The organism is Shouchella xiaoxiensis (assembly GCF_016907895.1).
GTDB classification, from domain to species: domain Bacteria; phylum Bacillota; class Bacilli; order Bacillales; family Bacillaceae_D; genus Shouchella; species Shouchella xiaoxiensis.
Genome location: NZ_JAFBCV010000007.1, coordinates 104,627 through 130,178 on the forward strand (window position 1 = coordinate 104,627; position 25,552 = coordinate 130,178).

At 41.9% G+C, this 25,552-nt stretch carries 24 protein-coding genes; 15 read left to right on the top strand and 9 right to left on the bottom strand.

The features are described from left to right. Positions 1-75: 75 nt before the first annotated feature. Entirely contained in the window at positions 76-1,293 is a 1,218-nt protein-coding gene (locus JOC54_RS12200) for a CynX/NimT family MFS transporter (RefSeq protein WP_204466536.1), read from the bottom strand. Positions 1,294-1,445: 152 nt separating this feature from the next. After that, positions 1,446-1,823: an STAS/SEC14 domain-containing protein gene (locus JOC54_RS12205; protein ID WP_035419372.1), complete on the bottom strand. Its 378-nt coding sequence runs from the start codon at positions 1,821-1,823 to the stop codon at positions 1,446-1,448. A 174-nt stretch (positions 1,824-1,997) separates the two neighbouring features. Between JOC54_RS12205 and JOC54_RS12210 the strand changes: the two genes are divergently transcribed. The 3 genes from JOC54_RS12210 (at position 1,998) to JOC54_RS12220 (ending at position 3,293) form a co-directional block, all read left to right on the top strand. Next, complete coding sequence (locus JOC54_RS12210; protein WP_035419371.1) at positions 1,998-2,570, top strand: TetR/AcrR family transcriptional regulator; 573 nt, start codon at positions 1,998-2,000, stop codon at positions 2,568-2,570. Between the two features lie 71 nt (positions 2,571-2,641). Then, entirely contained in the window at positions 2,642-2,977 is a 336-nt protein-coding gene (locus tag JOC54_RS12215; protein WP_081765666.1) for a DMT family transporter, read from the top strand. A 1-nt stretch (position 2,978) separates the two neighbouring features. Next, entirely contained in the window at positions 2,979-3,293 is a 315-nt protein-coding gene (locus JOC54_RS12220; protein ID WP_204466537.1) for a DMT family transporter, read from the top strand. 16 nt (positions 3,294-3,309) lie between these two features. Here the strand turns inward: JOC54_RS12220 and JOC54_RS12225 are convergent, their stop codons facing one another. Genes JOC54_RS12225 through JOC54_RS12235 form a run of 3 tightly spaced genes read right to left on the bottom strand, consistent with a single transcriptional unit; the run spans position 3,310 to position 5,334 of the window. Beyond that, entirely contained in the window at positions 3,310-3,840 is a 531-nt protein-coding gene (locus JOC54_RS12225) for a hypothetical protein (protein ID WP_204466538.1), read from the bottom strand. Beyond that, positions 3,840-4,811: a DUF4179 domain-containing protein gene (locus JOC54_RS12230; RefSeq protein WP_035440127.1), complete on the bottom strand. Its 972-nt coding sequence runs from the start codon at positions 4,809-4,811 to the stop codon at positions 3,840-3,842. The genes JOC54_RS12225 and JOC54_RS12230 overlap by 1 nt, the downstream gene beginning before the upstream one ends. Next, on the bottom strand, positions 4,795-5,334 hold the full coding sequence (locus tag JOC54_RS12235; protein WP_035419401.1) for a sigma-70 family RNA polymerase sigma factor: 540 nt from the start codon (positions 5,332-5,334) through the stop codon (positions 4,795-4,797). The genes JOC54_RS12230 and JOC54_RS12235 overlap by 17 nt, the downstream gene beginning before the upstream one ends. A gap of 489 nt (positions 5,335-5,823) precedes the next feature. Between JOC54_RS12235 and ileS the strand changes: the two genes are divergently transcribed. Further along, positions 5,824-8,895, top strand: coding sequence for an isoleucine--tRNA ligase (gene ileS / locus JOC54_RS12240; RefSeq protein ID WP_204466539.1), 3,072 nt, complete (start codon positions 5,824-5,826; stop codon positions 8,893-8,895). A 41-nt stretch (positions 8,896-8,936) separates the two neighbouring features. Here ileS and JOC54_RS12245 read toward each other — a convergent pair whose 3' ends face one another. After that, positions 8,937-9,593, bottom strand: a complete 657-nt coding sequence (locus JOC54_RS12245; RefSeq protein ID WP_204466540.1) for a zeta toxin family protein — start codon at positions 9,591-9,593, stop codon at positions 8,937-8,939. Between the two features lie 68 nt (positions 9,594-9,661). Between JOC54_RS12245 and JOC54_RS12250 the strand changes: the two genes are divergently transcribed. The 9 genes from JOC54_RS12250 (at position 9,662) to JOC54_RS12290 (ending at position 18,453) form a co-directional block, all read left to right on the top strand. Next, positions 9,662-10,510 carry an aldo/keto reductase gene (locus tag JOC54_RS12250; protein ID WP_198316132.1) on the top strand — a complete coding sequence of 283 codons (849 nt, stop codon included), beginning with the start codon at positions 9,662-9,664 and terminating at the stop codon, positions 10,508-10,510. A 185-nt stretch (positions 10,511-10,695) separates the two neighbouring features. After that, complete coding sequence (locus JOC54_RS12255; RefSeq protein ID WP_204466541.1) at positions 10,696-12,126, top strand: sucrose-specific PTS transporter subunit IIBC; 1,431 nt, start codon at positions 10,696-10,698, stop codon at positions 12,124-12,126. A gap of 39 nt (positions 12,127-12,165) precedes the next feature. Continuing rightward, on the top strand, positions 12,166-13,635 hold the full coding sequence (locus JOC54_RS12260; RefSeq protein WP_204466542.1) for a glycoside hydrolase family 32 protein: 1,470 nt from the start codon (positions 12,166-12,168) through the stop codon (positions 13,633-13,635). Between the two features lie 20 nt (positions 13,636-13,655). Beyond that, positions 13,656-14,687, top strand: coding sequence for a LacI family DNA-binding transcriptional regulator (locus JOC54_RS12265; RefSeq protein ID WP_204466543.1), 1,032 nt, complete (start codon positions 13,656-13,658; stop codon positions 14,685-14,687). 81 nt (positions 14,688-14,768) lie between these two features. Then, entirely contained in the window at positions 14,769-15,743 is a 975-nt protein-coding gene (locus tag JOC54_RS12270) for a LytTR family transcriptional regulator DNA-binding domain-containing protein (RefSeq protein WP_035440125.1), read from the top strand. 220 nt (positions 15,744-15,963) lie between these two features. Beyond that, positions 15,964-16,422, top strand: a complete 459-nt coding sequence (locus JOC54_RS12275) for a small multi-drug export protein (RefSeq protein WP_204466544.1) — start codon at positions 15,964-15,966, stop codon at positions 16,420-16,422. A 137-nt stretch (positions 16,423-16,559) separates the two neighbouring features. Next, positions 16,560-17,120 (top strand): DUF2179 domain-containing protein, encoded by a 561-nt coding sequence (locus tag JOC54_RS12280; protein WP_035419360.1) that lies wholly within the window; start codon positions 16,560-16,562, stop codon positions 17,118-17,120. Positions 17,121-17,473: 353 nt separating this feature from the next. Next, on the top strand, positions 17,474-17,989 hold the full coding sequence (locus tag JOC54_RS12285; protein ID WP_204466545.1) for a ribonuclease FAU-1 family protein: 516 nt from the start codon (positions 17,474-17,476) through the stop codon (positions 17,987-17,989). Further along, complete coding sequence (locus JOC54_RS12290) at positions 17,986-18,453, top strand: NUDIX hydrolase (RefSeq protein ID WP_239586699.1); 468 nt, start codon at positions 17,986-17,988, stop codon at positions 18,451-18,453. Before JOC54_RS12285 ends, JOC54_RS12290 begins: the two co-directional genes overlap by 4 nt. Positions 18,454-18,767: 314 nt before the next feature. Here JOC54_RS12290 and JOC54_RS12295 read toward each other — a convergent pair whose 3' ends face one another. Further along, a complete protein-coding gene (locus tag JOC54_RS12295; protein WP_204466546.1) occupies positions 18,768-19,820 on the bottom strand; it encodes a Gfo/Idh/MocA family protein in 1,053 nt (350 codons plus the stop codon). After that, positions 19,821-20,735 carry a sugar phosphate isomerase/epimerase family protein gene (locus JOC54_RS12300; protein WP_035419358.1) on the bottom strand — a complete coding sequence of 305 codons (915 nt, stop codon included), beginning with the start codon at positions 20,733-20,735 and terminating at the stop codon, positions 19,821-19,823. Positions 20,736-20,920: 185 nt separating this feature from the next. Here JOC54_RS12300 and JOC54_RS12305 point away from each other — a divergent pair, with 185 nt between their 5' ends. Continuing rightward, complete coding sequence (locus JOC54_RS12305) at positions 20,921-22,273, top strand: 3' terminal RNA ribose 2'-O-methyltransferase Hen1 (RefSeq protein ID WP_204466547.1); 1,353 nt, start codon at positions 20,921-20,923, stop codon at positions 22,271-22,273. Beyond that, the gene (locus tag JOC54_RS12310) at positions 22,274-24,859 is read left to right on the top strand and encodes an AAA family ATPase (RefSeq protein WP_204466548.1); all 2,586 of its coding nucleotides are present in this window, start codon (positions 22,274-22,276) and stop codon (positions 24,857-24,859) included. A 42-nt stretch (positions 24,860-24,901) separates the two neighbouring features. Here JOC54_RS12310 and wrbA read toward each other — a convergent pair whose 3' ends face one another. Then, positions 24,902-25,510, bottom strand: coding sequence for an NAD(P)H:quinone oxidoreductase type IV (gene wrbA, locus JOC54_RS12315; protein ID WP_035440123.1), 609 nt, complete (start codon positions 25,508-25,510; stop codon positions 24,902-24,904). Between the last annotated feature and the right edge of the window lie 42 nt (positions 25,511-25,552).

Below are 25,552 nucleotides of genomic sequence, written 5' to 3' on the forward strand. Positions count from 1 at the left end.
AACGCTTACAAACCTGACGCAAATAGATAAAAAAAAAGAGCCCTTTGTAAGCCAAGAGCTCATTTAACTGTTCTGTTAAGATGTTGGTTTAAAAGCGATTTTCTCATCTTTCCCAGCGATCGTTCCAAAGAAGGCGATGCAGAGAGCGACAGCCATTAAGATACATAGTGGTACAATCCAACCGCCAGACCACTCGGCAATTGTCCCGAGCATAATTGGACCAATCGCCGCAATCATGTATCCAATCGACTGCGCCATACTTGATAGCTGCGATGATTCAGTAACAGTATTCGTCCGAAGTACAAAGAACATCATCGCTAAACTAAACGTCGTTCCAGCCCCTGCACCCGCCAACAACAAAAATGCGATAATTAGTGAGGAAGAAGTAAGCGTAATACCAAGAATGCCTAAGAAGAAAACAATACCGGACATACAGGCGATGACGCGCTGGTTTTTCATACGGGCAGCTATGATCGGTACAACAAATGTTGCCGGAATTAAACCGACTTGGTAAAGGGCAATTAACCAACCTGCCTCGCTTTCGTTAAAGTCTTTCGTTAGCAAAATATCAGGGAGCCACGTAAATAAACTGTATGGAATAAATGACTGGAGTCCCATAAAAAGCGTAACTGACCAGGCAATTTTCGATTTAAAAAGAGCGGTCGGTGGCTGGTTTTTCACTTTTCCAGGCACCTTCTTTTGACCAGCGCGTATAGCAGGCAGTCGCATAAGTAGAACAATAATTGATGCCACTGCTAATACGCTCCATATCTGCAATGCTGTCCTCCAGTCAAAAGCAGCGATTTGCGTTAACGGGACAGAGACGCCTGAGGCAAGCGCCCCAAATACATTCATAGAAACGGAATATAAACCTGTCATTAATCCGACGCGAAATGGAAAGCTTAATTTTATTAAGCCAGGCATGAGCACGTTTCCGACAGCAATTGCCATACCTAACAGCAACGTTCCAAATAAAAGCATCGAGATGCCACCAAAAGCCCTAACAGCAATACCAATCGCTAGAACAACCATCGCAATAAGAAGCGTTTTCTCCATTCCAAATCGTCTGGATATCGCTGGTACAAACGGTGAAAATAGACCAAAGGCCAGCAACGGTAGGGTATTGACCATACCAATTAATGCATTCGAAACATCCAAATCTGCTCGAATAAATGGAATAAGTGGACCGACTGACGTAATAGGAGATCTAAGAGTTGAAGCAATCATTAATACAGCAACAAATAGTAAAAAAGTATAATAGCGTTTCTGTTTCTCTGTTGTAAACTCTTCCATCTCTTTGCTCCTTTGTCCTCAATTTCAATTCATCCATCATACCAAAGAGCTTATTAGAGATAAAGAACTCTTTCCCATTTTTAATCAAACGTTTAATTAAATCGTTTGGACAAAACAAAACAGCCTGAATGAATCAGACTGTGTCGCTTATATTACACCGCCTGCATTTCTATAAGAAAAGCAAGCGCCTCGCTATGATCTACGAAATGTTGTTCTGTTGTGTGGCTTGATTGCTTTGCTGTCCGCTTTAACTGCAGTTTGGCAACGCTGCTTTTTACGATAACAGCCGCACGATTCATTCCTTTTTCTTTAAGCCATGCTTGATGAGCGACAATCGCTTTTTGAGTCTCTGGCTTAAAAACAACCACATCTTTCATATCAACAATTAAATCAAAGCGCTTAAAAGATTGTTCTCTAATAATCTCAGCTATTTCCCGGTTAGCCGCTTCTACTCCTTCAGGAGTGAGCTCTTTCTCCCACTTTATCTCAATAATGGCATGATCTTTATTCTGCAGTGAAATCTTATACACTAGTATTGCCCCCTCGTTGTTTTTCTTTTTTATGTACCACTTTTATCCAAAAAATAAACCTTTTGAACTAATTCATTTGACTTAATGATCGTACTTGACAGATGAAGAAATTGCACGTAAAATGAATTATGAATGACAGTCAGTCATATTGTGAAGAGAAGGAGTGCTATCAGGTTGGACAAACGTGAAAAAATTATTGATGCAGCTATGATCGCTTTTCAAGAAAAAGGTGTCGAAAAGACGACGATTACCGATATTGTAAAGCGCGCCGGTATTGCTCAAGGCACATATTATTTATATTTTCCTTCCAAGCTTTCCGTGATGCCAGGTATCGCAGAAGTGTTTGTAACTAAAATCTTAACTCGACTGCAAACGCAGGTAGTTGGTGAATCGTTTGACCAGCAACTAACTGAAGTTGTTGAATCTATTTTTCACATAACAGATGAGAACAAAGATCTGGCAATCTTGATCTACTCTGGTTTAACCCAATCGGAGCATTTACAAGAGTGGGAGAGCATCTATACGCCTTTATATGATTGGTTGGAAAACCTTCTGAAATCTGCGAAAGCTGCGGGCTCTATTCGCCCAGAAATTAAAGAAGCTTTTACCGCGCGCATCATGGTCGGTGCGATTGAATCGACTGCTGAACAAATATATTTGTACAACCAAGAAGGTTTTGCCCATGCTAGAGCCCATAAAAAAGAGCTGTTAACATTTATTAAGCAAGCGTTACGTGCAGGCGAGTAGTACCGCTTGCTTTTCTTTCAATTAAAAATGACTGATCGTCATTCATCAAAAAGAATAGGAGATGGATCGTTGTGAATAAAGGTTGGATTTATGTCATTCTCACTTGTTTATTTGAACTGTTTTGGGTATATGGCTTTAACGTCGCGTCAGCTTGGTGGCACTGGATCATCATTATCACAATCATTTTAATTGATTTCTACTTTCTAGCAAAAGCATGCGAAACATTGCCAACAGGAACGGTTTATGCCATTTTTGCCGCAGCCGGAACAGTCGGTACGGCATTAATGGACTTGTTTTTATTTGAAGGGGCACTAAGCGTTGCTAAATTGTTTTTCATGACGCTACTTGTTTTCGGTGTAATATTGCTGAAATTGTCTGATCAACATACAGAAATGGAGAAGGAATAATATGGGTTGGTTCTATGTTGCTCTTGCAGCTGGTTTTGAAGTTCTTGGCGTGATTGGTTTAAAATCGTTTAGTCAGCACAAATCATTGAAAAACGGGGCACCATTCTTTGGCGGGTTTGGATTATCATTCGTCTTTTTATACTTGTCCTTTATGCATTTACAAGTAAGCGTCGCTTATGCTGTATGGATTGGCATTGGGACCGCTGCAGCTGTACTAATTAATATGCTGTTCTTTGGTGAGTCGAAAAGCAAAGGCCGCGTAATTAGTCTAGTCATTATTGTTATCGGTGTTACTGGTCTTAAAGCCGTTTCATAAAAAAAGAGCAAACCGCTCAGGTTTGCTCTTTTTCCAACTGTCTCGGCTCAATGCTTGTTACAAAGAACTGGATGATTGATGCTGCTAGAGCAATAAACGCACCGATTAAATAAAAGAAACTCACCTCTAAGTAAAGATCCACTGGCGCTACTGTGGTGTGTATATAAAGGAGCAACAGAAAGCAAAACAAGTAAAAGCTGCTTCCGATCACACTAAAGATCCATCTGCCGCTTGGCTGACGATATGCTCTGCTCGTAACCATCCAAAACCAAACACTACATAAAGTTGTCATGCTTAAAAGTAGCAACACACTCCATACTTGTTGAAAAAGTGGCATTAGCACCAACAACCAAACGAGACTAAACAAAAGGGCATTTACACCGAAAATAAACAACCCAGCATAAACAGGTTTTTGAAACCAGTCAGCTTCTTGGAGCTGGTAAACGAAGCGAGACGATTCAATTTTTCTCAGATACGTTGGCAAATAGTGTAAGAATAAAACGCCCCCACTGAAAGCGAGGAGTATACTTATAACGATGATGTCCATTAGTTTGCTCCTTCAGATTCTGTATGAACTAAAACTGGCTGTAGATAGATACGTTGCTCGCTACCCTCCTCTGTTACATATGGAATAATGTGAAGGTCTTCTTCTCCTGTATAGTCAAATGAGTAGGTTGCTCTTGGTTGATCTTCTTCAACTCCTTTGATATGAACCATATAGGGTTCGAGCCTCCCAAGATTCGGCGCTGCTAACACAAAGCCTATTTCCCGCTTCGGAAGACTTTCATCAAAGCGATAGACAGAAACAAGCTCTAAACTAGACGGGCTGAGGGTCAACTTCTCCAATTCAATCGTAACCCCATCCGCTTCAATTACCCGATCATCAACGTGAACTTGCTCGCTTGCTCTTTTTTGCACTTCATGTGTAAAAGCAAATAGCTCGTCTTCAATCGTTAACTCTACCTTCAATTCAAATTCATCTGGCAGATCCGCCTCTGATTCTATTTGCGTGAACTGAGAATACTCATTCTCAGTAGGATTGTTGAACGTTGAGCTTGAGCTAATAGGTTCAAACTTATCTCCATCCACATAAAATGAAATGTCCCGACTATAGTCACCAGCGAGCTCCACTGCATCGTCTACTTGCATGTTAAACGATAGACTTAACCAGTTCTCATCATAAAGTACTTCTTCAAGAGTTACAGTCAGTCCATTGCTTTCCTTTGTATCGTCAACTTTCGTCGATAGCCCCCTTTCACTTGCTTGGCTAACCCTTTCGCGATCAGAATCTAAAAAAACGCTGCCGATTAACGGAATTTTTGCCAATGTCTCGGCTATTGCTGGTGATTGCCGTGCCGAACCGATAAAGATTAAACAGAGGGCAACGGCAATCAAAACAGTTGTAAGCACGGTTTTCTTCCGTTTCCGTTTCTTTTTGGCTTTTTTTAGCCCATCTGAAATGGCCGAGGCTACTGCTTCTTTTGGAAAACGTTTATCATTCTTAAATCCATCGCTCATTGTGTCCGTCCTCCTCTAGCATTTTTCTCAGCTCTTGTTTGCCACGCCTTAAATAGGTTTTTATCGTGTTTTCAGGCTTTTGAAGGATCTTACTTATTTCTTTAATCGATAAGTCGTGATAATAAAAGAGGATAATAGCGTCCTGCATTCGCTTATTCAATGATCGTATGATTGGTTTTAGCCTATCGTTTTCGATCTCAAGCACTTGATGATAGATGAGTTGTTGATTCAATACTTCTGCCTCATAGGGCAAGCACCGTTTCTTCTTACGAATGATTTTTAAACATTGACGCATGAGAATTTGGTGCAGCCAAGTTGAGAAAAAAGCAGGCTCTCGCAGTTTCTTCACGTTTAGATAAGCTTGGCACGCTGCTTCCTGCACAGCATCTAGCGCATCATCATGATTTTTTGTAAATGAGAGTGCGGTATAATACAATTTCTTTTCTTCCATAGCTAGTAAAGCTGTAAATGCCTCTTCATCTCCTTCTTGGGCTGCTGTTATTTGTTCTGCGTTGTTTCCCATCCCCTGACCACCTCCTTTATTAGAGCTTCTACCTTCATGAAAAAGTTTCAACATTCTACAATTTATTTTGTGATTGTATTTCCGCTTAAGAAATGCGGATTCCTGCTTGTTTTTTACTACCATTAAATCTTATCCACAATTTGACTTTCTCTCAATCCCTCATTATACTAGGACTAATTCAATAGAAATTTGATGACGAGAACGAGTAATTTTGGAACTTATCCCCAGAGAGTTGATGTTTTGCTGAAAATCAACGTTAAGACCTTAATGAAAATCATCTCCGAGAAGCAAAGCTGAATGCTTTTGATAAGCTTTGACGGTCTCCAACCGTTACTGAGGGCGCGTATGATGGTACGTAGTGATCTGAGAATGTTTTAAACCACTACTTCTGTATGGTTTTTTCTTTTTCTCATTAAATCGATTGGTTTATTCACTCGATCCTGCGACCAGGATGGAGTTTTTTTATTTTATAAAGAAAAGGTGATAAGGATGGCTGAAACGGCAAGCGCACGCGAACAACGAGTGCGGGCACAGTGGGACAAGGAAAAAACGTTCCAATTATCAATGGATAATCGTGCTGGCAAAGAAACATATGTATTTTATGAAGGGCCCCCGACCGCAAACGGCATGCCTCATGCAGGTCACGCGCTCGGACGTACAATGAAAGACTTTGTAGCCCGCTACAAAACGATGTCTGGCTATCAAGTGTTACGAAAAGCAGGCTGGGATACGCACGGTCTTCCGGTCGAGCTTGAAGTCGAAAAGCAGCTGAACCTTCGTGGTAAAGATGATATCGAAGCGTACGGAATTGAAGCGTTCATCAAGAAATGTAAAGAAAGTGTCTTCACTTACGAAAAAGAATGGCGCCAGTTTACCGAAGCACTTGGTTACTGGGTTGATATGGATGACCCGTACGTAACGCTCGATAACGAGTATATTGAATCGGTCTGGAATATCCTTTCGACCATTCATCGCAAAGATTTATTATACAAAGGACACCGCGTTGTGCCTTACTGCCCGAATTGTGAAACTTCACTTAGCTCTCATGAAGTCGCACAAGGTTATGCTGATGTGACCGACCTGTCTGCAACAGCGAAGTTTTTAATTGATGGAACAGACAATGAATATTTACTTGGCTGGACAACCACACCTTGGACCCTTCCGGCAAACGTAGCGATTGCCGTTAATCCAGAACTGACATATGTTAAGGTTCAGCAAGATGAAGAAGTGTATGTTGTTGCCGAAGGATTGGCAAAATCACTGCTTGGCGAAGACCTTCATGTCGTCGCGACTTTAAAAGGATCTGAGCTCGTTGGAATTACGTATGATCCGCCTTTTAACTTTATTTCCGTAGAAAAAGGCCATCAAGTTGTTGGTGCTGACTTTGTTACAGACTCAAGTGGTACTGGTCTTGTTCACATGGCACCTGCTCATGGAGACGATGACTATCGCGTTGTCCGTGAAAATGGCATTGATTTTGTTAATGTTGTTGATTCAAAAGGGCGCTATACGGCAGAAATTGGCCCACTTGCCGGTCGTTTTGTGAAAGATTGCGATGTAGACATTGTTAAAATGCTTGCACAAAGCAATCGCCTATTTGCAAAAGAACGCTATGAGCACAGCTATCCTCACTGCTGGCGCTGCGACAGCCCGCTTCTGTATTATGCAATGGAAGGCTGGTTCATTGAAACAACAAAGGTAAAAGAGCAGCTGGTTGCCAACAACCAAGAAGTTGACTGGTACCCTGGCCATATGAAAGACGGTCGTTTCGGTAAATTCTTAGAGAACCTCGTTGACTGGAATATCGGCCGAAATCGTTTCTGGGGCACACCGCTTAACGTTTGGGAATGCCAAAGCTGTGATAAGCAGGAATCACCTGATTCTATTGCAACGCTACGGGAACGCGCTGATCAAGATTTAGCGCCTGATTTTGAACTTCATAAGCCTTATGTTGACGAAGTCACTTTCACTTGTTCATGTGGCGGAACGATGAAGCGTACAAGTGAAGTAATTGATGTTTGGTTCGATAGTGGATCAATGCCATTTGCTCAGTACCACCACCCGTTTGAAAACGATGAAAAAATGAAGACTCAATTCCCTGCTGACGTTGTCATTGAAGGAGTTGACCAAACGAGAGGCTGGTTCTACAGCTTGCTCGCCGTCTCGACATTATTTACAGGAAAAGCACCGTATAAACGCGTACTTTCTCTTGGCCATATCCTCGATGAAAACGGGCAGAAGATGTCGAAGAGTAAAGGCAATGCGTTAAGTCCGGTTGAATTAATTGAAGAATTCGGAGCAGATAGCCTGCGCTTTGCCCTTCTTGCTGACAGCGCGCCTTGGAACAACAAGCGTTTCTCTAAGAAAACCGTTAGTCAAACAAAATCAAAAGTGCTAGATACACTCGCAAACATCCATTCTTTCTACGCGATGTATGCATCAATTGATCAGTTTGATGCGAAAACAGTTGCAAAAGGGACGCCTGCTAAGCTTGACGAGTGGATTCTTTCCCGTTTGCATACGGTCATTGCAGAGGTAACAACAAGCCTCGACGCATACGATGTGACAAAGGGAGCACGCGCAATCAGTGCCTTTTTAGAAGAAATCAGCAACTGGTACATTCGTCGCTCTCGTTCTCGCTTCTGGGCAAGCGGAATGGAAGACGATAAAAAAGCAGCGTATCACACACTTTATGAAGTACTAACAAAAACAACGCAGCTGCTTGCACCATTTGCACCATTCTTAAGCGATGATGTCTACCGTGATTTAACAGGAGAAAGTGTCCACTTAAGCGATTATCCGAAAGCCGACAGTTCGCTTGTGAATGAGCAGCTTGAACAAGAAATGCAGGCTGTTCGTCAAATCGTTGAATTAACACGATCGATCCGTAATTCAACAAGTTTGAAAACAAAGCAGCCTTTAGCAGAACTTGCCGTTGTATCACAGAAAGAAACAGTTGACCTAAGTGCGTACACATCAATTATTGCCGAAGAAACAAACGTGAAGAACGTTCAGTTTGATGCAAAACAAGATCAATACGTTTCTCATCACTTAAAGCTAAATTTCCCTGTCGCAGGACCAAAACTTGGTAAATCTGTCGGGCTTGTGCAGAAAATGGTAGCGCAGTTTGGCGAGACTGAAACTTCTCAGTTCTTGGACGCTGGAAAAATGGTATTGAGCTTACCAAATGATCAAGTCGTTGAACTAGAAAAAGAAGATGTTCTCGTTGAGAAAACACCTTTATCAGGGTTTGAATTTGCTGAAGGTGATGCTTACCTTGTCGTGCTTGATACGAATGTGACGAAAGACTTGAAAGAAGAAGGATTTGTCCGTGAAGTCATTCGTGCTGTTCAACTTTATCGCAAACAGCTTGAGCTTCCAGTTGAAAAACGAGTTGATCTCATCATTCACGCCTCTGCTCCTGCTGAAGATATCCTTTCACGTTATGAAGCGTTTATGAAAAACCACGTTTTAATTAATCAGCTTCACTTCAAAGAAACAGCAAACATGAATTCGTTTGATGTTGAAGGTGAAACAATTCAGTTGGCAATTGAACAATAAGCAGTACGCCCCGCATATGCATATGTGGGGCGTTTTTTTGCTTATCCATTATCAGTACAATAGACCTTCGTTGCTCTGTCCAGCGGTTTCATGGTTGTTAAATAATGTTCTTCTCCAGGCCAATAGCGTGTTTGATAGGTTGAAAGTCGCGTTTGGTTGTCTTGCTCTAACCCTTCTCGTGTTGAAGTCCGTTCATAACGCGTCTGTCTTGGGCAATCTAAAAAAACAATATAATCATAGAAAGAGCGCCACTCCTCTCTCTGCAAAAAAATACCTTCAATGAATACAATGCTTTTCTGTTTAATGTTTAACGTCGTCTTTCTGTGAGAATCGGTCTGCTTTTCGTATGAATCTAATTCAATCTGTGTGATTCCTTCAAGTAGTGGTTTGAATAATTGCCGCTTTAATTTGTCCACATCCCACTGAAGCTGATAGTATTCATACCAAGGCTCATAGCCCGTTTGATACCTCTCCTGCCTCTGTTCAATGTAATCGTCTATATGAATCACGTAAGCGTGCTGTCGATCCATGGCATACTCAACGAACTGTTTCACTAACGTTGTTTTGCCTGCACCGCCTAACCCATCGAGCGCGACAAGATAAGGACGCTTTCTTGATTGATTTAGAAATGCTTGTTCAATTTCCTGTGCTAGTTCAAAGATGACTACCCCTCCCCTTCTCTTTTTCGAAATAATCATGCATCTTAATAGACTCTATTATGACAGAATGCTAGACTGATAGACAATACGTAGGAGGAGTGATTCATTTGGTACAAATACGTAAGGAACGAACGCTTCATGACGGCCTAACCGTTCCTTCCATTGGTTTTGGAACCGCACATGTGAAGGGTCAAGTCGGTGTTACGACCATAATGAGTGCAATAGAGAATGGTTTTCGCTTAATTGACTCAGCTTTTAATTATGAAAACGAAGGTGCTGTCGGTGAAGCGGTTCGGCGTAGTTCAGTTCCCCGAGAACAGCTCGTTATTGCTTCAAAACTACCAGGAAGGCACCATGCCTACAGCAACGCCGTCGTGACAATCCAAGAATCTCTTTTCCGCGCCAGACTAGACTATTACGACATTTACTTAATTCATTGGCCAAACCCAAAACAAGGCTTGTTTCTTGAAGCTTGGCAAGCACTGATTGATGCAAAACGCTGGGGACTTGTCCGCTCGATTGGCGTCAGCAATTTCCTACCTGAACACTTAGACAAAATTATTAATGAAACCGGCGTCACGCCAAGCATAAATCAAAACGAGTTACATCCGTATTTTTCACAAGCAGAGCAGCGTGCGTATGACGACAAATTAGGGATTGTCACGCAAGCATGGAGCCCATTTGGTCGTGGTCGAAAAGACGGTGTGCTTACCGATACACACATTGGCGAGATCGCTGAAGAATATGGAAAAACCCCCGCCCAAATCATTCTTCGTTGGCAACTTCAGCTTGGTACATTGCCAATTGTTAAATCGTCATCAGCCAAACGCCAATTAGAAAATCTAGAGGTATTCGATTTTTCCTTACGCGACGAAACGATGAGCGCCATTAACACATTAACAAAAGCAGACGGTCGAATTGATCAACAAAACCCAAATGAATACGAAGAGTTTTAATGAAACTAGAGAGTGTGCGATTAAGGTTTAAGTAATGACCTTACAAGGCACGCTCTCTTCTTATCCGCAAAAGAGGAAAAGCTTTTCATAAATACGTTATTCAAATAAATTAATATTGACAACATTAGTAAGCGCTTTTATAATTCCTTATGAAAAGCTTTTCAGAACGTAATGGAGGGTTAGAGATGAATAGTAAAAAAGTGGCTTCCGATATTGTTACTGCTCTTGGTGGGCCCGAAAACATTGTTACAGGAACACATTGTGCAACCAGGCTGCGATTAGTTCTTCAAGATGAAGCGCTGGTTGATGAAGAAAAACTAAATCAGCTTGATGTGGTGAAAGGAACGTTCTCGACTCAAGGACAGTATCAGATCATTATTGGCGCGGGGACCGTCAATACCGTTTATGCTCAGTTTGTTAAAGAAGCAGATTTAAATGAAAACACCTCGAAAGAAGAGGTCAAACAAGCAGGCTCTAAAAAAATGAATCCGTTTCAACGGTTAATTAAAACCTTATCCGATATATTTGTTCCCATCATCCCTGCTATCGTTGCCGGTGGGTTATTGATGGGGATTCATAACGTTCTTACATCAGCAGGTCTTTTCTTTGATGACCAATCCATTATCGAAGCCTTTCCCCAAATTGAAGATTTTGCTAGCATGGTTAATCTATTTGCCAATGCCGCATTCGTATTTCTCCCGGTCTTAATTGGTTTTTCTGCGGCAAAACAGTTTGGTGGAAATGCCTATCTTGGGGCTGCGCTCGGAATGATTATGGTTCATCCTGACTTATTAAATGCTTACGGGGCAGGAGAAGCAGCTCTGAGTGGCGATGTTCCCACCTGGTCTATCTTCAGCTTAGAAATTGGTCAAGTAGGTTATCAAGGTACCGTCCTTCCTGTCTTAGCTGCCGCTTTTTTATTAGCAAAGATTGAGCAGTTTTTCCGAAAGATTGTACCGTCTGTACTTGATAATCTGCTCACTCCTTTACTCACCTTATTCATCACTGGTTTCTTAACCTTTACGGTGATTGGACCCTTTATGCGCTCAGGCGGTGACTGGATTACACAAGGTCTTGTCTTCTTATATGAAACAGTTGGACCGATTGGAGGAGCGATTTTTGGGGCTCTCTATGCCCCAATTGTCATTACTGGCGTTCATCACAGCTTTATTGCCATTGAAGTTCAGCTTCTTGCTGACATTGCTCGAACAGGCGGAACATTTATCTTCCCGATTGCCTCTGCTGCCAATGTCGCACAAGGTGCTGCTGCCTTAACCGTATTCTGGTTGACAACAAACCAAAAAATGAAGGGAACGGCATCGGCATCAGGCATATCTGCTCTGCTCGGTATTACTGAACCAGCAATCTTTGGCGTGAATTTAAAACTGCGGTTTCCATTTTATGCAGCATTAATCGGTTCAAGTGTTGCCGCTGCTTATATAACATGGCAACAGGTTCTATCTGGCGCACTTGGTCCAGCTGGAATTCCTGGAGTGATTGCCATTCGACCAGATGCTGTGACTGATTTTATTATCGGCATCTCGATATCCTTTATCGTAACGGTTGTTATGACAATCGTTTTCTCAAAAACAATTGGTAAAAAACAAGACATATAATTGTAGATAAGCTACTTTTTAAACAGGAGTGTATCAGTAATGGAATGGACTAGAGAACAACGCTATCGCACCTTTGACACAATGACAACAGCAGAACAAAACACGCTGTTGTCCAGTGTTTCAACCAGCTTCTGGAGACAAGGCTTTCACATTCAGCCGCCATACGGGTTGCTGAATGATCCAAACGGATTCACCTGGTTTAATGGACGCTTTTATTTGTTTTATCAATGGTTCCCTTTCGGACCCGTACACGGCTTAAAAAACTGGTATCAGACATCCTCTGCCCAATTAACAAACTGGGAGAGTGATGGCATTGCACTTAAGCCAGAATACGATCATGAGAGTCACGGAATTTTTTCAGGTAGCGGTCTCGTTTATGGCGATAAACTGTACTTGTTTTATACGGCTAACCATCGCAACGACGAGTGGGAGCGTAAGTCTTCTCAGTGTGTTGCAATCATGGAAACGGATGGAACCATAACAAAAGTTAAAAAACCAATTATCGCAAAGCAGCCGCCTGGCTATACCGAACATTTCCGTGATCCAAAAGTCTGGCAAGCTGGAAATCGCTTTTATATGGTAATTGGAGCACAGCGCGACGACATGTCAGGTTGTATCCTCTTCTACGACTCGGAGAATTTATTCGACTGGAAATTGATTGGGGAACTACAGACAAATGAAGATCAGTTTGGCTTCATGTGGGAGTGTCCTGATTATTTCGAACTTGATGGACGAGGCATCTTGCTTTTTTCTCCTCAAGGACTGCAATCGCAAGGAGAATCTTACCAAAACCTCTATCAAGCTGGAACATTTGTTGGAGACAGACTCGATTTAAAATCGGGTAAACTGACTCACGCACCTTTTCAAGAAATTGATGCGGGGTTTGATTTCTATGCACCACAAACTACAGCAGCACCTGATGGGAGACGCTTACTTATTGGCTGGATGGGCTTGCCTGAAATTGCCTACCCTACCGACCAAGAAGGCTGGGCACACTGTATGACCATCCCACGGGAGCTTTTTTTACAAAACGGCAGCTTGTGCCAACGCCCTGCTAGAGAACTGAAGGAATTACGCGGTCCAGCTGTGACAGAAAAGCACCAAGTTTCCTCCACACACACGCTACTCTCTTCTTTCTCAGCTAAGCGCTATGAATTGGCTGCAACCATCACCCTCTCCTCTGCAAAGAAGGCCGGCCTTGCCTTATGCGTTGGCGAGCAAGAGCAAACGCTTCTCTATATGGATCGCATGTTAAATCGAGTCGTACTCGACCGCACAAACTCGGGCGTGTCATTTGCTGAAGAATATGGAACCACACGAAGTGTCCCTTATTCAAAAGATCACATTAAACTCCAAATCTTTGTTGACTCATCCTCAATTGAAGTGTTTGTGAACAATGGAGAAGCTACCTTCACTGCACGCATCTTTCCACAAGAAGGAAGCACGGGTATTTCCTTTTTTTCAGAAGATGGATCCTCGTCAATAAAAGCGATACAATGGGAGTATTAAAAATACCCAGGTGATTAGACATGAAACGAGAAGAAATTAACATTAAGGAAGTCGCAAAACGTGCAGGCGTATCCATGGCGACTGTTTCACGCGTGTTTAACAATTCTTCCTATGTAAGTGAGGCGACACGAAAAAAAGTAGAAGCGGTTATCCATGAAACCAATTATCGCCCGAATATTTTAGCGCGGGAATTGATTCATAAAAAAACCGCATTGATTGGACTTATTGTCTATGACCTCGTTGGAGAGGGCATTCCTCGGATGGTAAATGGCATTAGTGAAACGCTTGAAGTTAACGGTTATCAGCTTTTAATTGCTACATCAAAAGGAAGTAAAGAGCGGGAACAAAATCACTTTAATACGTTCCTATCAAAACGGGTTGATGCGATCCTATTCTCTACCCGGTCATTCACTAACGAGCATGCTGCTTTCATTCAACGTTTACCCGTTCCTGTTGTTGTCCTTCTTCAAGATACAAAAAGTGAACCAATTTCATGCGTTACTTTTGATAATGCTGGGTTGAGCTATCAAGCAACAAAGGCGCTTTTAAAATTGGGACATCAATCTGTCGCTCTACTTGGAGGTCCAGCAAATTCATTAACAGCTGCAGAACGGAAAAACGGCGTCATCCAGGCATTAACTGATAGCAACCTTTCATTTCAAGACGATTTAGCTGTCGCAACGAACTACCACATCGAATCTGGCTACCGGGAAACACTAGATTTATTTAAAAAAAATAAACCATTTACTGCTATCATCACGGTTAATGATGGACTAGCTCTCGGCTCTATGAAAGCTTTGGCTGAATTAAATTACCGAGTACCAGAAGACATCTCCATTCTATCACTCGATAATACGGTTTTAGCAGACGCGTCACGCTTGCGACTAGCAGGTGTGTCCTTCTCCTATGAAGACTTAGGAAAAGAAGGGGCAGCCATTGTTCTATCCCACTTAAAAAACGAAGACAACAGTACGCAGAAACTAAAAATGCCGTACTTACTGGATTTAGCAGAAACGGTTGCAAAACCGAAGCATGAAAAGCCGGCTTACTAGCCGGCTTTTCATGCTTTAACTGTACTTTTTTGTCAAAAATCTGTAGTCTTAAAAGACAGAAGATTCAAAGGAGCGCGCTGTATGACCTTTCATTTATCATTGCCTGCGAAAATAGAAGGCAACTCACTAATCCATCCCGAAATTACCTTAACCATTCAAAAGGGAACACCTGTCGCCCTGCAAATGGAGCCAGAATTTATGGCAAGCTTTCTAGCAGCAATTGAAGAACCAGTGGAGAAAACGAGCTCCTTTTCCTTTGAGGATCAGACGCCTTATGATCACAAGACAGATTGTTTTATCCATCAGCTTACCGATGGGCTCTATAAGCGACTAACGGCTAGACAAACACTTGCTTTTTGGAAAAAGCTCTACAACTCCAATGCTCAGCTGCAAGATCTTTTGTCCTTTACCGAGTTAACAAGCGTTGCGGACAAACGAATTCGTTTCCTTAATGATTCAGAGATCAGGAGGCTTCACTTTGCGCGCAGCCTCATCACGTCAAGTGTTGTCTGTCTATTTGATCAGCCAACACACCATGTTGACAGGCAAACAAAACATGTGTTTCAGTCAATTTTAAAACGGCTTGAACACCGATATGTCATTCTCCTAACAACATCTCTTGAGGAAGCTGTCCAACTTGGTCAAGCCTATCAACTAACCGAACGTGGACTTGAGTCAGTTGAGAACTCCGACAGCGATAGCGAAACAGCTCACCCCTTTAAAGTCGAGAAAATTTCCGCTAAAGTTGACGATAAAATTATCTTATTTGATCCAATGGAGCTCGATTACATAGAAAGCTTAGATGGACAAACGTTGTTACATGTAAATGGAGAAATGTTTCAAACAACCGTCCCGCTAAAAGATTTAGAAAAACGTCTCATTCCATTTGGTTTTTTTCGATGCCATCGTTCCTATCTTGTAAACCTTCAGCGAGTTCGCGAAATTATCGTCTGGAGCCGAAACAGCTACAGCTTGAGCCTCAAGGATAAAAAGAAGAGCACGATTCCGTTATCAAAAGGGAATTATGGGTCATTAAAAGATCTATTGAATATGTAGTTACGAAAATCGTCATTCTTTTATTTCCTTGGAAATAATTTATCATTCTTTGTCGATAAGAAGTGAAATTACTGTTGCATCTCTTAAAAAAATGCTCCATTCAGGCTTATTCTAACTCATCTTAACGTGATCTTTCCTCCATTCGCTCCAAACATAAGGCTTATTGTCTTTTAATGCTATAAACTAAACGTATACAAACAAAAAAGGAGCGACTCTCTCAATGGAAAATTTCATTTTATCAATTATGGAAGCAGATACCATCTATCAGTATATTGGCATTTTTGTCATTTCAATCGGCCCTTTCTTCGAATCATACGCGGCCATCCCACTCGGTCTCGCGTTGCAGTTCCCTGCTATACCAATTGTGCTTATTGCAATCGTTGGTAACCTAGCATCCGTCTTGTTATTCATTTGGATTATTGACTACTTTCGTGGAAAGCGTAAAAAAGAGAAAAAAGACGGCGGACGCTGGAAAAGAGCCCAAGGGCTGTTTCAGCGATACGGTGTCCCAGGTGTGTCATTTGCTGGTCCATTAATTGGTTATCATATTGGTGCAGCCATTGCGCTAGCATCAGGTGCAAGCCGCCAGTATATTACACTCTGGATGACTATTGCCATTACCGCATGGTCAATCGTACTCGGTGTTTTATTGTACTTTGGCATTGAATTTATCCGGTAGAATGAAAAAGCTCCTTACGTAAGGGGCTTTTTTCTTATTCAATCAATACTTGCTTCTACTGCACACATCGCTCTGAATAGAAATGAAAAGTCTGGTCATAATAACCCAAAACAAGTTTGGTACCGGGGTGATAAGAAATGCTTCTACAACCACTTCTTATTTTTGGGGCACAGCTGCTTTACGTTCCACTTGTCGTACTCCGAACATTAATGATGGTAAAAGGAGAAAAAGAACGATCTGCTTTATTCGCTACGCTTGAAGGAGCTGTTCATGTTGTTTCTCTGTCAATTGTATTTAGCGATCTATCCAATCACTTGAACATGATTGCTTATTCGATTGGATTTGGAGTCGGCATGTACCTTGGCTCTTTACTGGAAGAACGACTCGCGATTGGCTATGTTTCTTTACAAGTAAATACACAGAAAAATAATAAAACGTTAGTGAACCAACTAAGAAATGAAGGATTCAGCGTCGCTATTTCTGCAGTGGAAGGCATTGATTCTCTTCGCTTTCGACTCGACTGCACTGCGCGACGAGATCGTGAAGCGGAGTTTATGAATCTCGTTCATGGCCATGAGCCTGACGCCTTTATTGTTTCCTTTGAACCTCGTCATTTTAAAGGTGGCTACATAAAGAAAAGGGTCGGAAAACGCAAGACCTTTTTTACGCGAAGTAAAGAGACATTGCTTGAGGATTGACGATTTTAGTGCATGTCATAATGTAAAAAACAATGTAGCTGCCTGGTTCTAAAGCTTCTACTCTATTCGATAGTATCAAAATTACTTTCCACAATTTCAGTTAGTATTCATGAATACTTCCTCTTAAAGGAAGGTGATTTTAGATAAGAAAGTGAAATTCTTAATCGGTTCTATCATCATTGCTTCAGTTCTTACTATTGGGACACATAAAACCTTCACAGAGACTGTTACAGTCGTAAAATTAGCCTCAGCTTGATAATAAGCTAAGGCTAATTTTCATTTATCTATTCAATCAAAACGTCCCATTCAGTTTCGTAATGTGATAACCTGTGTTTAGAACTGGAGGGAGATGAATGGAAAAGATAATCGAGCGAAAACATACATACTGGGGTGACATCGTAGATCATAGCTGTAAATTATTACGTCAAACGACTGATTTTACTGTTTTGTTTCACGAAATAAAAGATTCTTTTGAAATTAAAACGAATGGAGCTACATTTTACGTTCCTATAGGTACATATACAACTGCCTACTATTGGAAAAATCGCTTCTACAATGTTTATATCTGGCGAAATCAAACCGGTCAGTACCTCGGTAGTTACGTTAACTTTGTTTCCAGAACCACATTTACAACACATACAGTCGAGTTTTGTGACCTAATCATTGATTTACTTATTCTACCTGATCTATCTTATTCCATCTTAGATATGGAGGAGCTACCTCTCCCTCTTAATCAAATTGAAAACGGAGTAGTAAAAAAAGAAATGGACGCTTTTATTCAATTGCTCGATTTGTTTATGACTGATCTTTTAAGAGAAGTGAATAACGATTTCCCACATACTATGATGAAGGAGTATTTATCAAGTTGAATACATATCCTAATAACAATGGCTTCTCCTTTCTTCGATTTGAAGATGCTAACTCAACTGTTCTCTCCTCTCACACCAGCTTATCCGGTTCAATGGTTATCCTACAAGTAAACAAACAAGTCCTGCTTTGTTATAATACGTTGCGCAAACAATGGGAGCTTCCAGCTGGCAAACGAGAAGCAAATGAAACCCCTCTCGATTGCGCGATCAGGGAGCTCTATGAGGAAACCGGTCAACGTTCTTCCAACCTATCTTTTCTTGGATTTGCCCATAGTACAAATAGGCGGGGTTTACACAAAATAAATCCGATTTACCAAACGACCAAGCAGACAATTGATCCTTTTATCACCAATAATGAAACTTCTGCCATTCGTTTATGGGATCTAACGGAACCAATCGGTGCTGTTGCAGAAGTTGATTTTCATCTATTATTTGCATTAAGAGAGAGGCACCTGCATCTTTGATAGAAATAACAGGCTGGGACAAATAGAGATCAACAGAGTAAAAAGACGACTGATTCCAATGAATATCAGTCGTCTATTAATAGTTTCTGCCGTCACGAGAGAACGGAAACCGGAGACTCCTCCTGTAGCGGGATTGGTATGAGAGTTCGTGTTTTAACGAGAGCTTACTATTTATCCTAGCCCCTCTTACTATGCTTTTATATGTTTGAGAAAAACGTGATTAGCCCAATGAGAGCAAATGCTAAAAACAAGCCAAGGGCAACCCATATTGCAACCTGAAAATTCCTAGACAAACCCCTTCCTCCTTTATGATATTACAGCTGAACGGTCTTTTTCTGTTCAGACGCTTGGTAAATGCCCTCTAATATTTTCATCAGCTCCAAACCATCCTCTGCCGGAGCAGGACTCGGTCCACCTGTCAGGCAGGCTTCTGCAAAGGCATCGATTTGTTTCTGGAACGCGCCATTAAAATCAAAGGTTCGTTGATCGATCTGTGGTTCAACATTCAAAATTGTATCATTCTCTTCCATAACGAGTAGAAGCTCTGGTTCAAGCTCCGCACCGCCCTTTGTGCCAAAAAGTTGCATGGACAGCTGGTCTTTTTTTGTGTGAAGTGAATAAGAAACATCAACCATGAGCGAGCTGCAGTTTTCAAATGTAATAAGCGCATTGGCTAAGTCTTCTACTGAATTGGCTGATGCATCATAATCAGCCGCCTTGTAAAATGACAGGTTTTTAATATGGCTGCGGTTGCCTAAATGATCATAAACATGACCTGTGATTGCTTTTACTTTTGGTCGACCCATTAAATACCAGCAGCTATCGATAATATGAACACCTAAATCAATAAGTGGTCCACCACCTGAGCGCTCTTTGTCAGAGAACCAACCACCCGGGTTTCCGACCCGGCGCAGCAACGAGGCTTTTGCATAATAAATATCGCCCAGCCTGTCTTTATCTATAAATGACTTTAACACTTGGGCATTTGTCCCAAACCGCCTAACATAACCAACCTGCAGGATGTTTCCACTTTCTCTCGCGGCTTCTGCTACTAGCTCCGCCTCTTTCACCGTCATTGCTAATGGCTTTTCGACAAGAACATGTTTTCCTGCTCGTAAAGCCCGCACAGCAAGATCTGCATGCGTTTTGTTCCAAGTACAAATGCTGACTGCATCAACGTCAGGACTAGCAAAAACGTCTTCGGGATCTGTGTACACTTGTCTCACATCGTAGGTAGCAGCTTTTTCTTTGGCGCGTTGTTCATTCATATCGCACAAGCCATACAGCTCAACCTGCTCATTTGCTACATAAGACTTAATATGCATATCAGAAATGGTTCCAAGACCTATTACAACTACTTTTAGCATTTACTTTTCCACCTTCTCATCTAGTGTTTTCCAACCATCTACTTGCACTTCGTCCCACAGCCGCTTGACATTATTCATGCCAATTCGCGATCCGACAAAACAATCCTCCATTCCTTCAAACTCAATTACCACGTAACCATCGTATTGATCGACTTTCAGCTGGCGAATGATTTCACGAATCGGCAATTCCCCATGCCCCACAATTGCTCCCCTAAGAAAATTTCCATTCGTCGTTTTAATCCATGGTCCTTCTCCTGGATTCTCATAGTAGGGACGCACATAAAAGTCCTTAAAATGAACCGTTGCCGCAGCAGGAAGGTTTTTTCGCAGGCCAACGAGAGGATCTTCGTCAACGCACAAGAAATTACCTATATCCAATGTAGTTTTAAAGTTATCGCGATTTACTGCCCGCAGCACTCGTTGAACTCGGTCGCTCGCCTGCACATTAAAGCCGTGGTTTTCAATCGTGGTCGTAATGCCGTATTTTGTTGCATAATCAGCAATTAGTTGACTTCCTAGTACCATTTCTTTAAGATGCTCTTCAAAATAATGAATGGAAATTTCTTCGGGTTTTCTAGAAAAACCCGTTAAGTCATGGCGCATCACCTTAATACCCATTTGCTGGACCACATCAACATGTGTTTTTACTCGCTCTACTTCCGTATAAAAAGCTTCCTCGGTCGCTTGAATAAAATTTGCAGGAATACAGTAAGCAGAGAGTTCAATTCCCGCACTTGCCGCTTTTTCTCTTATCGCTAAAGCGAGCTCAGGATTATCAACAACAGAATAACCTGCGGGGACAAGCTCTAGATGTGTGCCACCGTTTGCCGCCACCCAATCAATTGCTTCTAAAATAGTTATCCTACCGTCCATTAATGCGCTTACTAAACTATATGAACTTAATCCAACTTTCATCTCTATTCCTCCCCTACATTCAATCTCCTCTTACTGTTACACTTCGCTACAAACCGATGATTTCCTCTTACTTTTTATCTCTCATCTGAGCGAGACATCGATTATTCTGAGATTTAATCAGCCACAATCTTCCTGTTCATAGTATGATGGAACTACCTCATCTATAGTAAAAAGGAGAGAACGATGTGCAGTTAACAATTAAAGCTACAGGTGAACATGTTGAAGTTCTATCACACTTACTTGCCAAAAACCCACACCGCTTGTATGAACGTGAGGTAAATGGACATCTTGTCCGTATGTTTTTTTCCCATTTTTCTTATCAGTATGTAGAAGTAACTTTTTTTGTTACGCCTGACTCTATAGAGCTTTCTCGAGACAATGCCGACGCCTTTGACATTACCTCCTATATTAATGACCGTGAGTTTGCCATCTCCAGCATTTTTTGTACGCTGCTCCGCTCTGCGCTTGGCACCGCGTTAAATGGGAAACCGAAGGAAGCTTATTTATCTTGGGTTGATTACGCATTTCAGCTTGAATTTTCTATTGGTCCTCTTGCCAAACCAGTAGGAGATCACTTGCTAAATCGATTGTTTGAACCGCTTGGTTATGAAGTTTTTATTGAGTTAAGCGATCAGAAAGCACCTGCTGACATTAAAGATAAAGGCTCTGCACAAATGATTACATTAAAAGGAAAGACAAGTTTACAAACAGGTTTAAGACAGCTCTTTGTGCTCATTCCGGTGCTGGATGACTACAAACATTACTATATTGACGAAAAAGAAGTTGAAAAGATAAACCGCTACGGCGAAGGTTGGCTTGAGAACCACCCTGAACGCTCATACATTCTTGAAAAAGCACTACGCTTTAAAGCCGTTTATCAGCAATATGAACAAACAGAAAGGAAAACCAAAGACTCTGCTCAACCAGTAAAACCTGTTCGCTTAAATGAGCAACGCTACGAAACGATTGTCTCCTACGTGAACTCCTTAAAAAAGAAAACATCCGTTGTCGATTTCGGTTCTGGCGAGGGAAAGCTCACTTCGCAATTAGGCTACATTCAAGGAATTCAGACGTTGTTTGCAGTTGAGCCTTCTGAACCAGCAATGAACAAAGCATTAAAACGATTTGAGAAACGCTTGGAGGATCCACGGTTTCTTCAGCCAATTCCCGTAAGGAGTTCCTTATTTTATTACGATGAACGATTGCAAGATATGGACGTAATGATCTTATGCGAAGTAATTGAACACATTGACGAACAGCGTTTGCCAAAAATAATGGATACCCTACTCGATCGATACCGTCCAAACACACTGCTTATTTCGACTCCAAACCAAGAATATAATCAGATTTATGATATGGGAGTAGGTTACCGACATCCTGACCACCGCTTTGAATGGACAAGAGATCAGTTTAAGAACTGGTGTGAAACAACTAATAATGGACATTACGATTTATCCTTCACTGGGATTGGGGAGGAGCACGCTTCATTCGGATGCCCCACTCAACTATGTTGCTTTACGAGAAAGGAGCCAAGCTAAATGGATATGTATCTACCTTACGCCGGAATTATTCTTTGTATCGGGCCTTCCAATAGTGGAAAAACCACGTTACTCCAATCTTGGATTGCCGCTGGCACCGTTAAACGTTCTGAAGTCGTCAGCTCAGACGATTTTCGCGAGCTCGTGGGTGATCTCCGTTTTCTTGATTGGAAAGGGCGCCCAAGGGACGAGGCTAATTCTTTAATCGATCAATATCAAGAACTATCGAGGGAAGCCTTTCAAACGATGGACGCAGTTGTTGAAACAAGATGTCGTTTAAATAAGTTAACAATCATTGACGCAACACATCTGCATCCAGATGATCGAGAGCGCTACCGTCAACTAGCAAAGAAGCACCATTTACCCATACTTTCACTCGTTTTTCATATGGATGAACAAACGTTATTAGATCGAGACAACAACCGAGAAGAACCACGAGGAAAAAAGCGCATTAAGCAACAGTTCCAATCATTTAAACGTGAATTACGTTTTCTAAAAAAAGAACGCTATGCCCGGATTTACACGATTAAGGACGGCGAGCCTTTGAGTGTCATACGCCAAAAGAATTCACCGCTTGAATTAGAACTACAATCAGGATTCGATATAGTCGGGGATATTCATGGATGTTTTGATGAATGGTTGGAATTACTAACGAAGCTTGGCTATCAGAAAAATGAAGCAGGCTTATACATTCATCCAGAAGGTCGAAAGTTTATTTCTTTAGGAGATATTATGAGTCGTGGTCCGAAGTCGCTGCCGACAATGCTCTTTTTTTATCGCCATCTCGAGGCTGGTTTAGCCTATATGATTGACAGCAATCACGGTTGGAAAATTGCCCGCTGGCTTGACGGCAAGGACGTCCAACTCACTCACGGTGATGAAAAAATGATGCAGGAACTACAAGCGTTTGAGCAGGCGAACGGACGAGAAAAAACAGAGGAATTAAAATTAAAGCTCAAGGAGATGCTCCTGCAAGCACCTTCCCATTACATCATCAAGAAACAGGGAGTGCCCACAGCCGCTTGTGTCCATGCCGGTATCCGTGATGAATGGATCGGTAAACAATCTCATGCCATTAGTGACTTTTGCCGCTATGGCGATACTGATGGATTTGATGAGCAGCAAAAGCCCATCCGCAAAGATTGGACCATCAACCATAAAAACAGCTTACTTATTATCTGGGGACATGACCCGAGGAAAAAAGCGACGATTTTAAACCAAACAATCAACATTGATCAAGGTGCTGTATTCGGTGGTGAATTAACGGCTTTTCGTTACCCTGAAAAAGAACGCGTTTCCGTTAATGTCGAGACAGATTATTCAGACGGCTCCCATAACCCTTTATTAGAACTGGAAAAAAAGCGCTTTGACTTACCAAACTTAACGAAGTATATGGATGGATACTCGACATCAACGGAGGATTTTGGCGATATCCATGTTGGCAAGCAGCAGATCATTCCCGCCTTTGATGCTGTCTCACATGTCACTGTCCCGTTAGAAGAACTTGTTTACATTCCACCAACGATGAGCCCGACTCCTGCGCCTTCATCGCTTGATTCGTATTTAGAGCATCCGCAAGAAGCGATTAATTATTACCAACAAAAGGGTGTAAATCGCATGATTGCAGAAAAGAAACATATGGGCAGCCGCGCTGTTCTCCTGCTGTTTAAATCAAAAGAGACGGGCGTACGTTACATCGATCAAGCTAGTCTCGGAGTTATTTATACCCGAACTGGAAGAGCATTCTTTGATAAAGATACTGAAGCTAAAGTACTTGAAAAATTGTGCATTGACCTACAGCCTTATTACGAGAAACATAAAACTGACTTTGTTTTGCTTGATGCGGAGATTATGCCTTGGAATTTAAAAGCAAAAGAACTCATTGCTCAGCAATATGCGCATGTGGCGGAGAATGCGCGCATGGATCGTAGTCATCTGATTGATAAAATGCAGAATAGTACGCTCGACCATGATCTGTCCGAATGGCTTTACGATTATCAAAACAAGCTTGCTCACACGGAAATTTTTGAACAAGTCTATCAGAAATACTGCTGGGAGATTCACGGTCTTAATGAGATTCAAATTGCTCCATTCCATATTTTAGCCCATAGCAATAAAACGTTTTTTGATCAGTCTCATGAATGGCATATGGGAATGAATGAACAGCTATCTGAACGATCTTCTTTGTTTGTCCGAACGGAATACAAGATCATTGATTCAGATGCTTCCGCTGCCGATGTGATCTCATGGTGGGAAAAGATTACCGCCGACGGACATGAAGGGATAGTCATTAAACCAGACCTATTTATTAGTAAAGAAAAGGGGAAATTAATTCAACCTGCAATTAAAGTGCGCGGTCAGAAGTACCTTCACATTATCTACGGAATCGATTATCTAGAACCGCATAACCTCAAGCGTTTGAAGAAACGCAATGTCTCGAAGAAACAAAAGCTCGCGTTAAAAGAATTTGCGCTTGGCGTTGAAGGCATTCGCCGTTTTGTTGAAGAAGAGTCTGTTGAACGTGTGCATGAATGTGTTTTAGCAACACTAGGGCTTGAAAGCGACCCCGTTGATCCCCGCCTTTAAACGAAACAGCCTCCTGCAAAGCGCCGGAGGCTGTTTTCTTTTTTATAAACTGGTGGCAATGGCGTTTGCAACAGCAGCTGTTCGTTTTGCCTGATGCTTAACAGCTGATTCCACATCTTCAACCATCTTCCCATTTTGATCAACCGTAACACTTGTTCCATAAGGGTTCCCACCAGCCGCAAAAGTTACTGGGTCCGTGTAGGCAGGTGCAGCAACGATCGCGCCCCAATGGTACATTGTTGTATAAAGAGACAGGATTGTTTGCTCCTGACCACCATGAGCATTTGCTGCTGACGACATCGCGCTAACAACTTTGTTTGCTAGCTTACCTTCTCCCCATAGCCCGCCTAATGTATCAAAGAATTGTTTTGCTTGTCCCGGCACAACGCCAAAACGTGAAGGAACGCTAAAGATATACGAATCTGCCCAAAGCATATCATCAGTCGTTACTTCCGGAACATGAGCTGTGGCGTCAACATGATTTCGCCAAGCAGCGTTTGAATCAATTGCCGCTTTAGGTGCAAGCTCTGGAAACTTAAGGAGTCTAACTTCAGCACCTTCACTCTCAGCAGCTTCCTGAGCCCATTGGGCAAGCTGATAATTTGTTCCTGTTGAGCTGTAATAGATAACTGCAACTTTTACATTTGCCATTTATAAACCTCTCCTTTTTCAAGTCTAAAGCCCTATACCCTA

What these genes read in the sequence shown, in the direction of transcription:
- JOC54_RS12200 (WP_204466536.1), bottom strand. Translation starts at nt 1,293, where the DNA reads ATGGAAGAGTTTACAACAGAGAAACAGAAACGCTATTATACTTTTTTA.
- JOC54_RS12220 (WP_204466537.1), top strand. Translation starts at nt 2,979, where the DNA reads ATGGGTTGGTTCTATGTTGCTCTTGCAGCTGGTTTTGAAGTTCTTGGC.
- JOC54_RS12225 (WP_204466538.1), bottom strand. Translation starts at nt 3,840, where the DNA reads ATGGACATCATCGTTATAAGTATACTCCTCGCTTTCAGTGGGGGCGTT.
- JOC54_RS12230 (WP_035440127.1), bottom strand. Translation starts at nt 4,811, where the DNA reads ATGAGCGATGGATTTAAGAATGATAAACGTTTTCCAAAAGAAGCAGTA.
- JOC54_RS12235 (WP_035419401.1), bottom strand. Translation starts at nt 5,334, where the DNA reads ATGGGAAACAACGCAGAACAAATAACAGCAGCCCAAGAAGGAGATGAA.
- ileS (WP_204466539.1), top strand. Translation starts at nt 5,824, where the DNA reads ATGGCTGAAACGGCAAGCGCACGCGAACAACGAGTGCGGGCACAGTGG.
- JOC54_RS12245 (WP_204466540.1), bottom strand. Translation starts at nt 9,593, where the DNA reads ATGATTATTTCGAAAAAGAGAAGGGGAGGGGTAGTCATCTTTGAACTA.
- JOC54_RS12255 (WP_204466541.1), top strand. Translation starts at nt 10,696, where the DNA reads ATGAATAGTAAAAAAGTGGCTTCCGATATTGTTACTGCTCTTGGTGGG.
- JOC54_RS12260 (WP_204466542.1), top strand. Translation starts at nt 12,166, where the DNA reads ATGGAATGGACTAGAGAACAACGCTATCGCACCTTTGACACAATGACA.
- JOC54_RS12265 (WP_204466543.1), top strand. Translation starts at nt 13,656, where the DNA reads ATGAAACGAGAAGAAATTAACATTAAGGAAGTCGCAAAACGTGCAGGC.
- JOC54_RS12270 (WP_035440125.1), top strand. Translation starts at nt 14,769, where the DNA reads ATGACCTTTCATTTATCATTGCCTGCGAAAATAGAAGGCAACTCACTA.
- JOC54_RS12275 (WP_204466544.1), top strand. Translation starts at nt 15,964, where the DNA reads ATGGAAAATTTCATTTTATCAATTATGGAAGCAGATACCATCTATCAG.
- JOC54_RS12280 (WP_035419360.1), top strand. Translation starts at nt 16,560, where the DNA reads ATGCTTCTACAACCACTTCTTATTTTTGGGGCACAGCTGCTTTACGTT.
- JOC54_RS12285 (WP_204466545.1), top strand. Translation starts at nt 17,474, where the DNA reads ATGGAAAAGATAATCGAGCGAAAACATACATACTGGGGTGACATCGTA.
- JOC54_RS12295 (WP_204466546.1), bottom strand. Translation starts at nt 19,820, where the DNA reads ATGCTAAAAGTAGTTGTAATAGGTCTTGGAACCATTTCTGATATGCAT.
- JOC54_RS12300 (WP_035419358.1), bottom strand. Translation starts at nt 20,735, where the DNA reads ATGAAAGTTGGATTAAGTTCATATAGTTTAGTAAGCGCATTAATGGAC.
- JOC54_RS12310 (WP_204466548.1), top strand. Translation starts at nt 22,274, where the DNA reads ATGGATATGTATCTACCTTACGCCGGAATTATTCTTTGTATCGGGCCT.
- wrbA (WP_035440123.1), bottom strand. Translation starts at nt 25,510, where the DNA reads ATGGCAAATGTAAAAGTTGCAGTTATCTATTACAGCTCAACAGGAACA.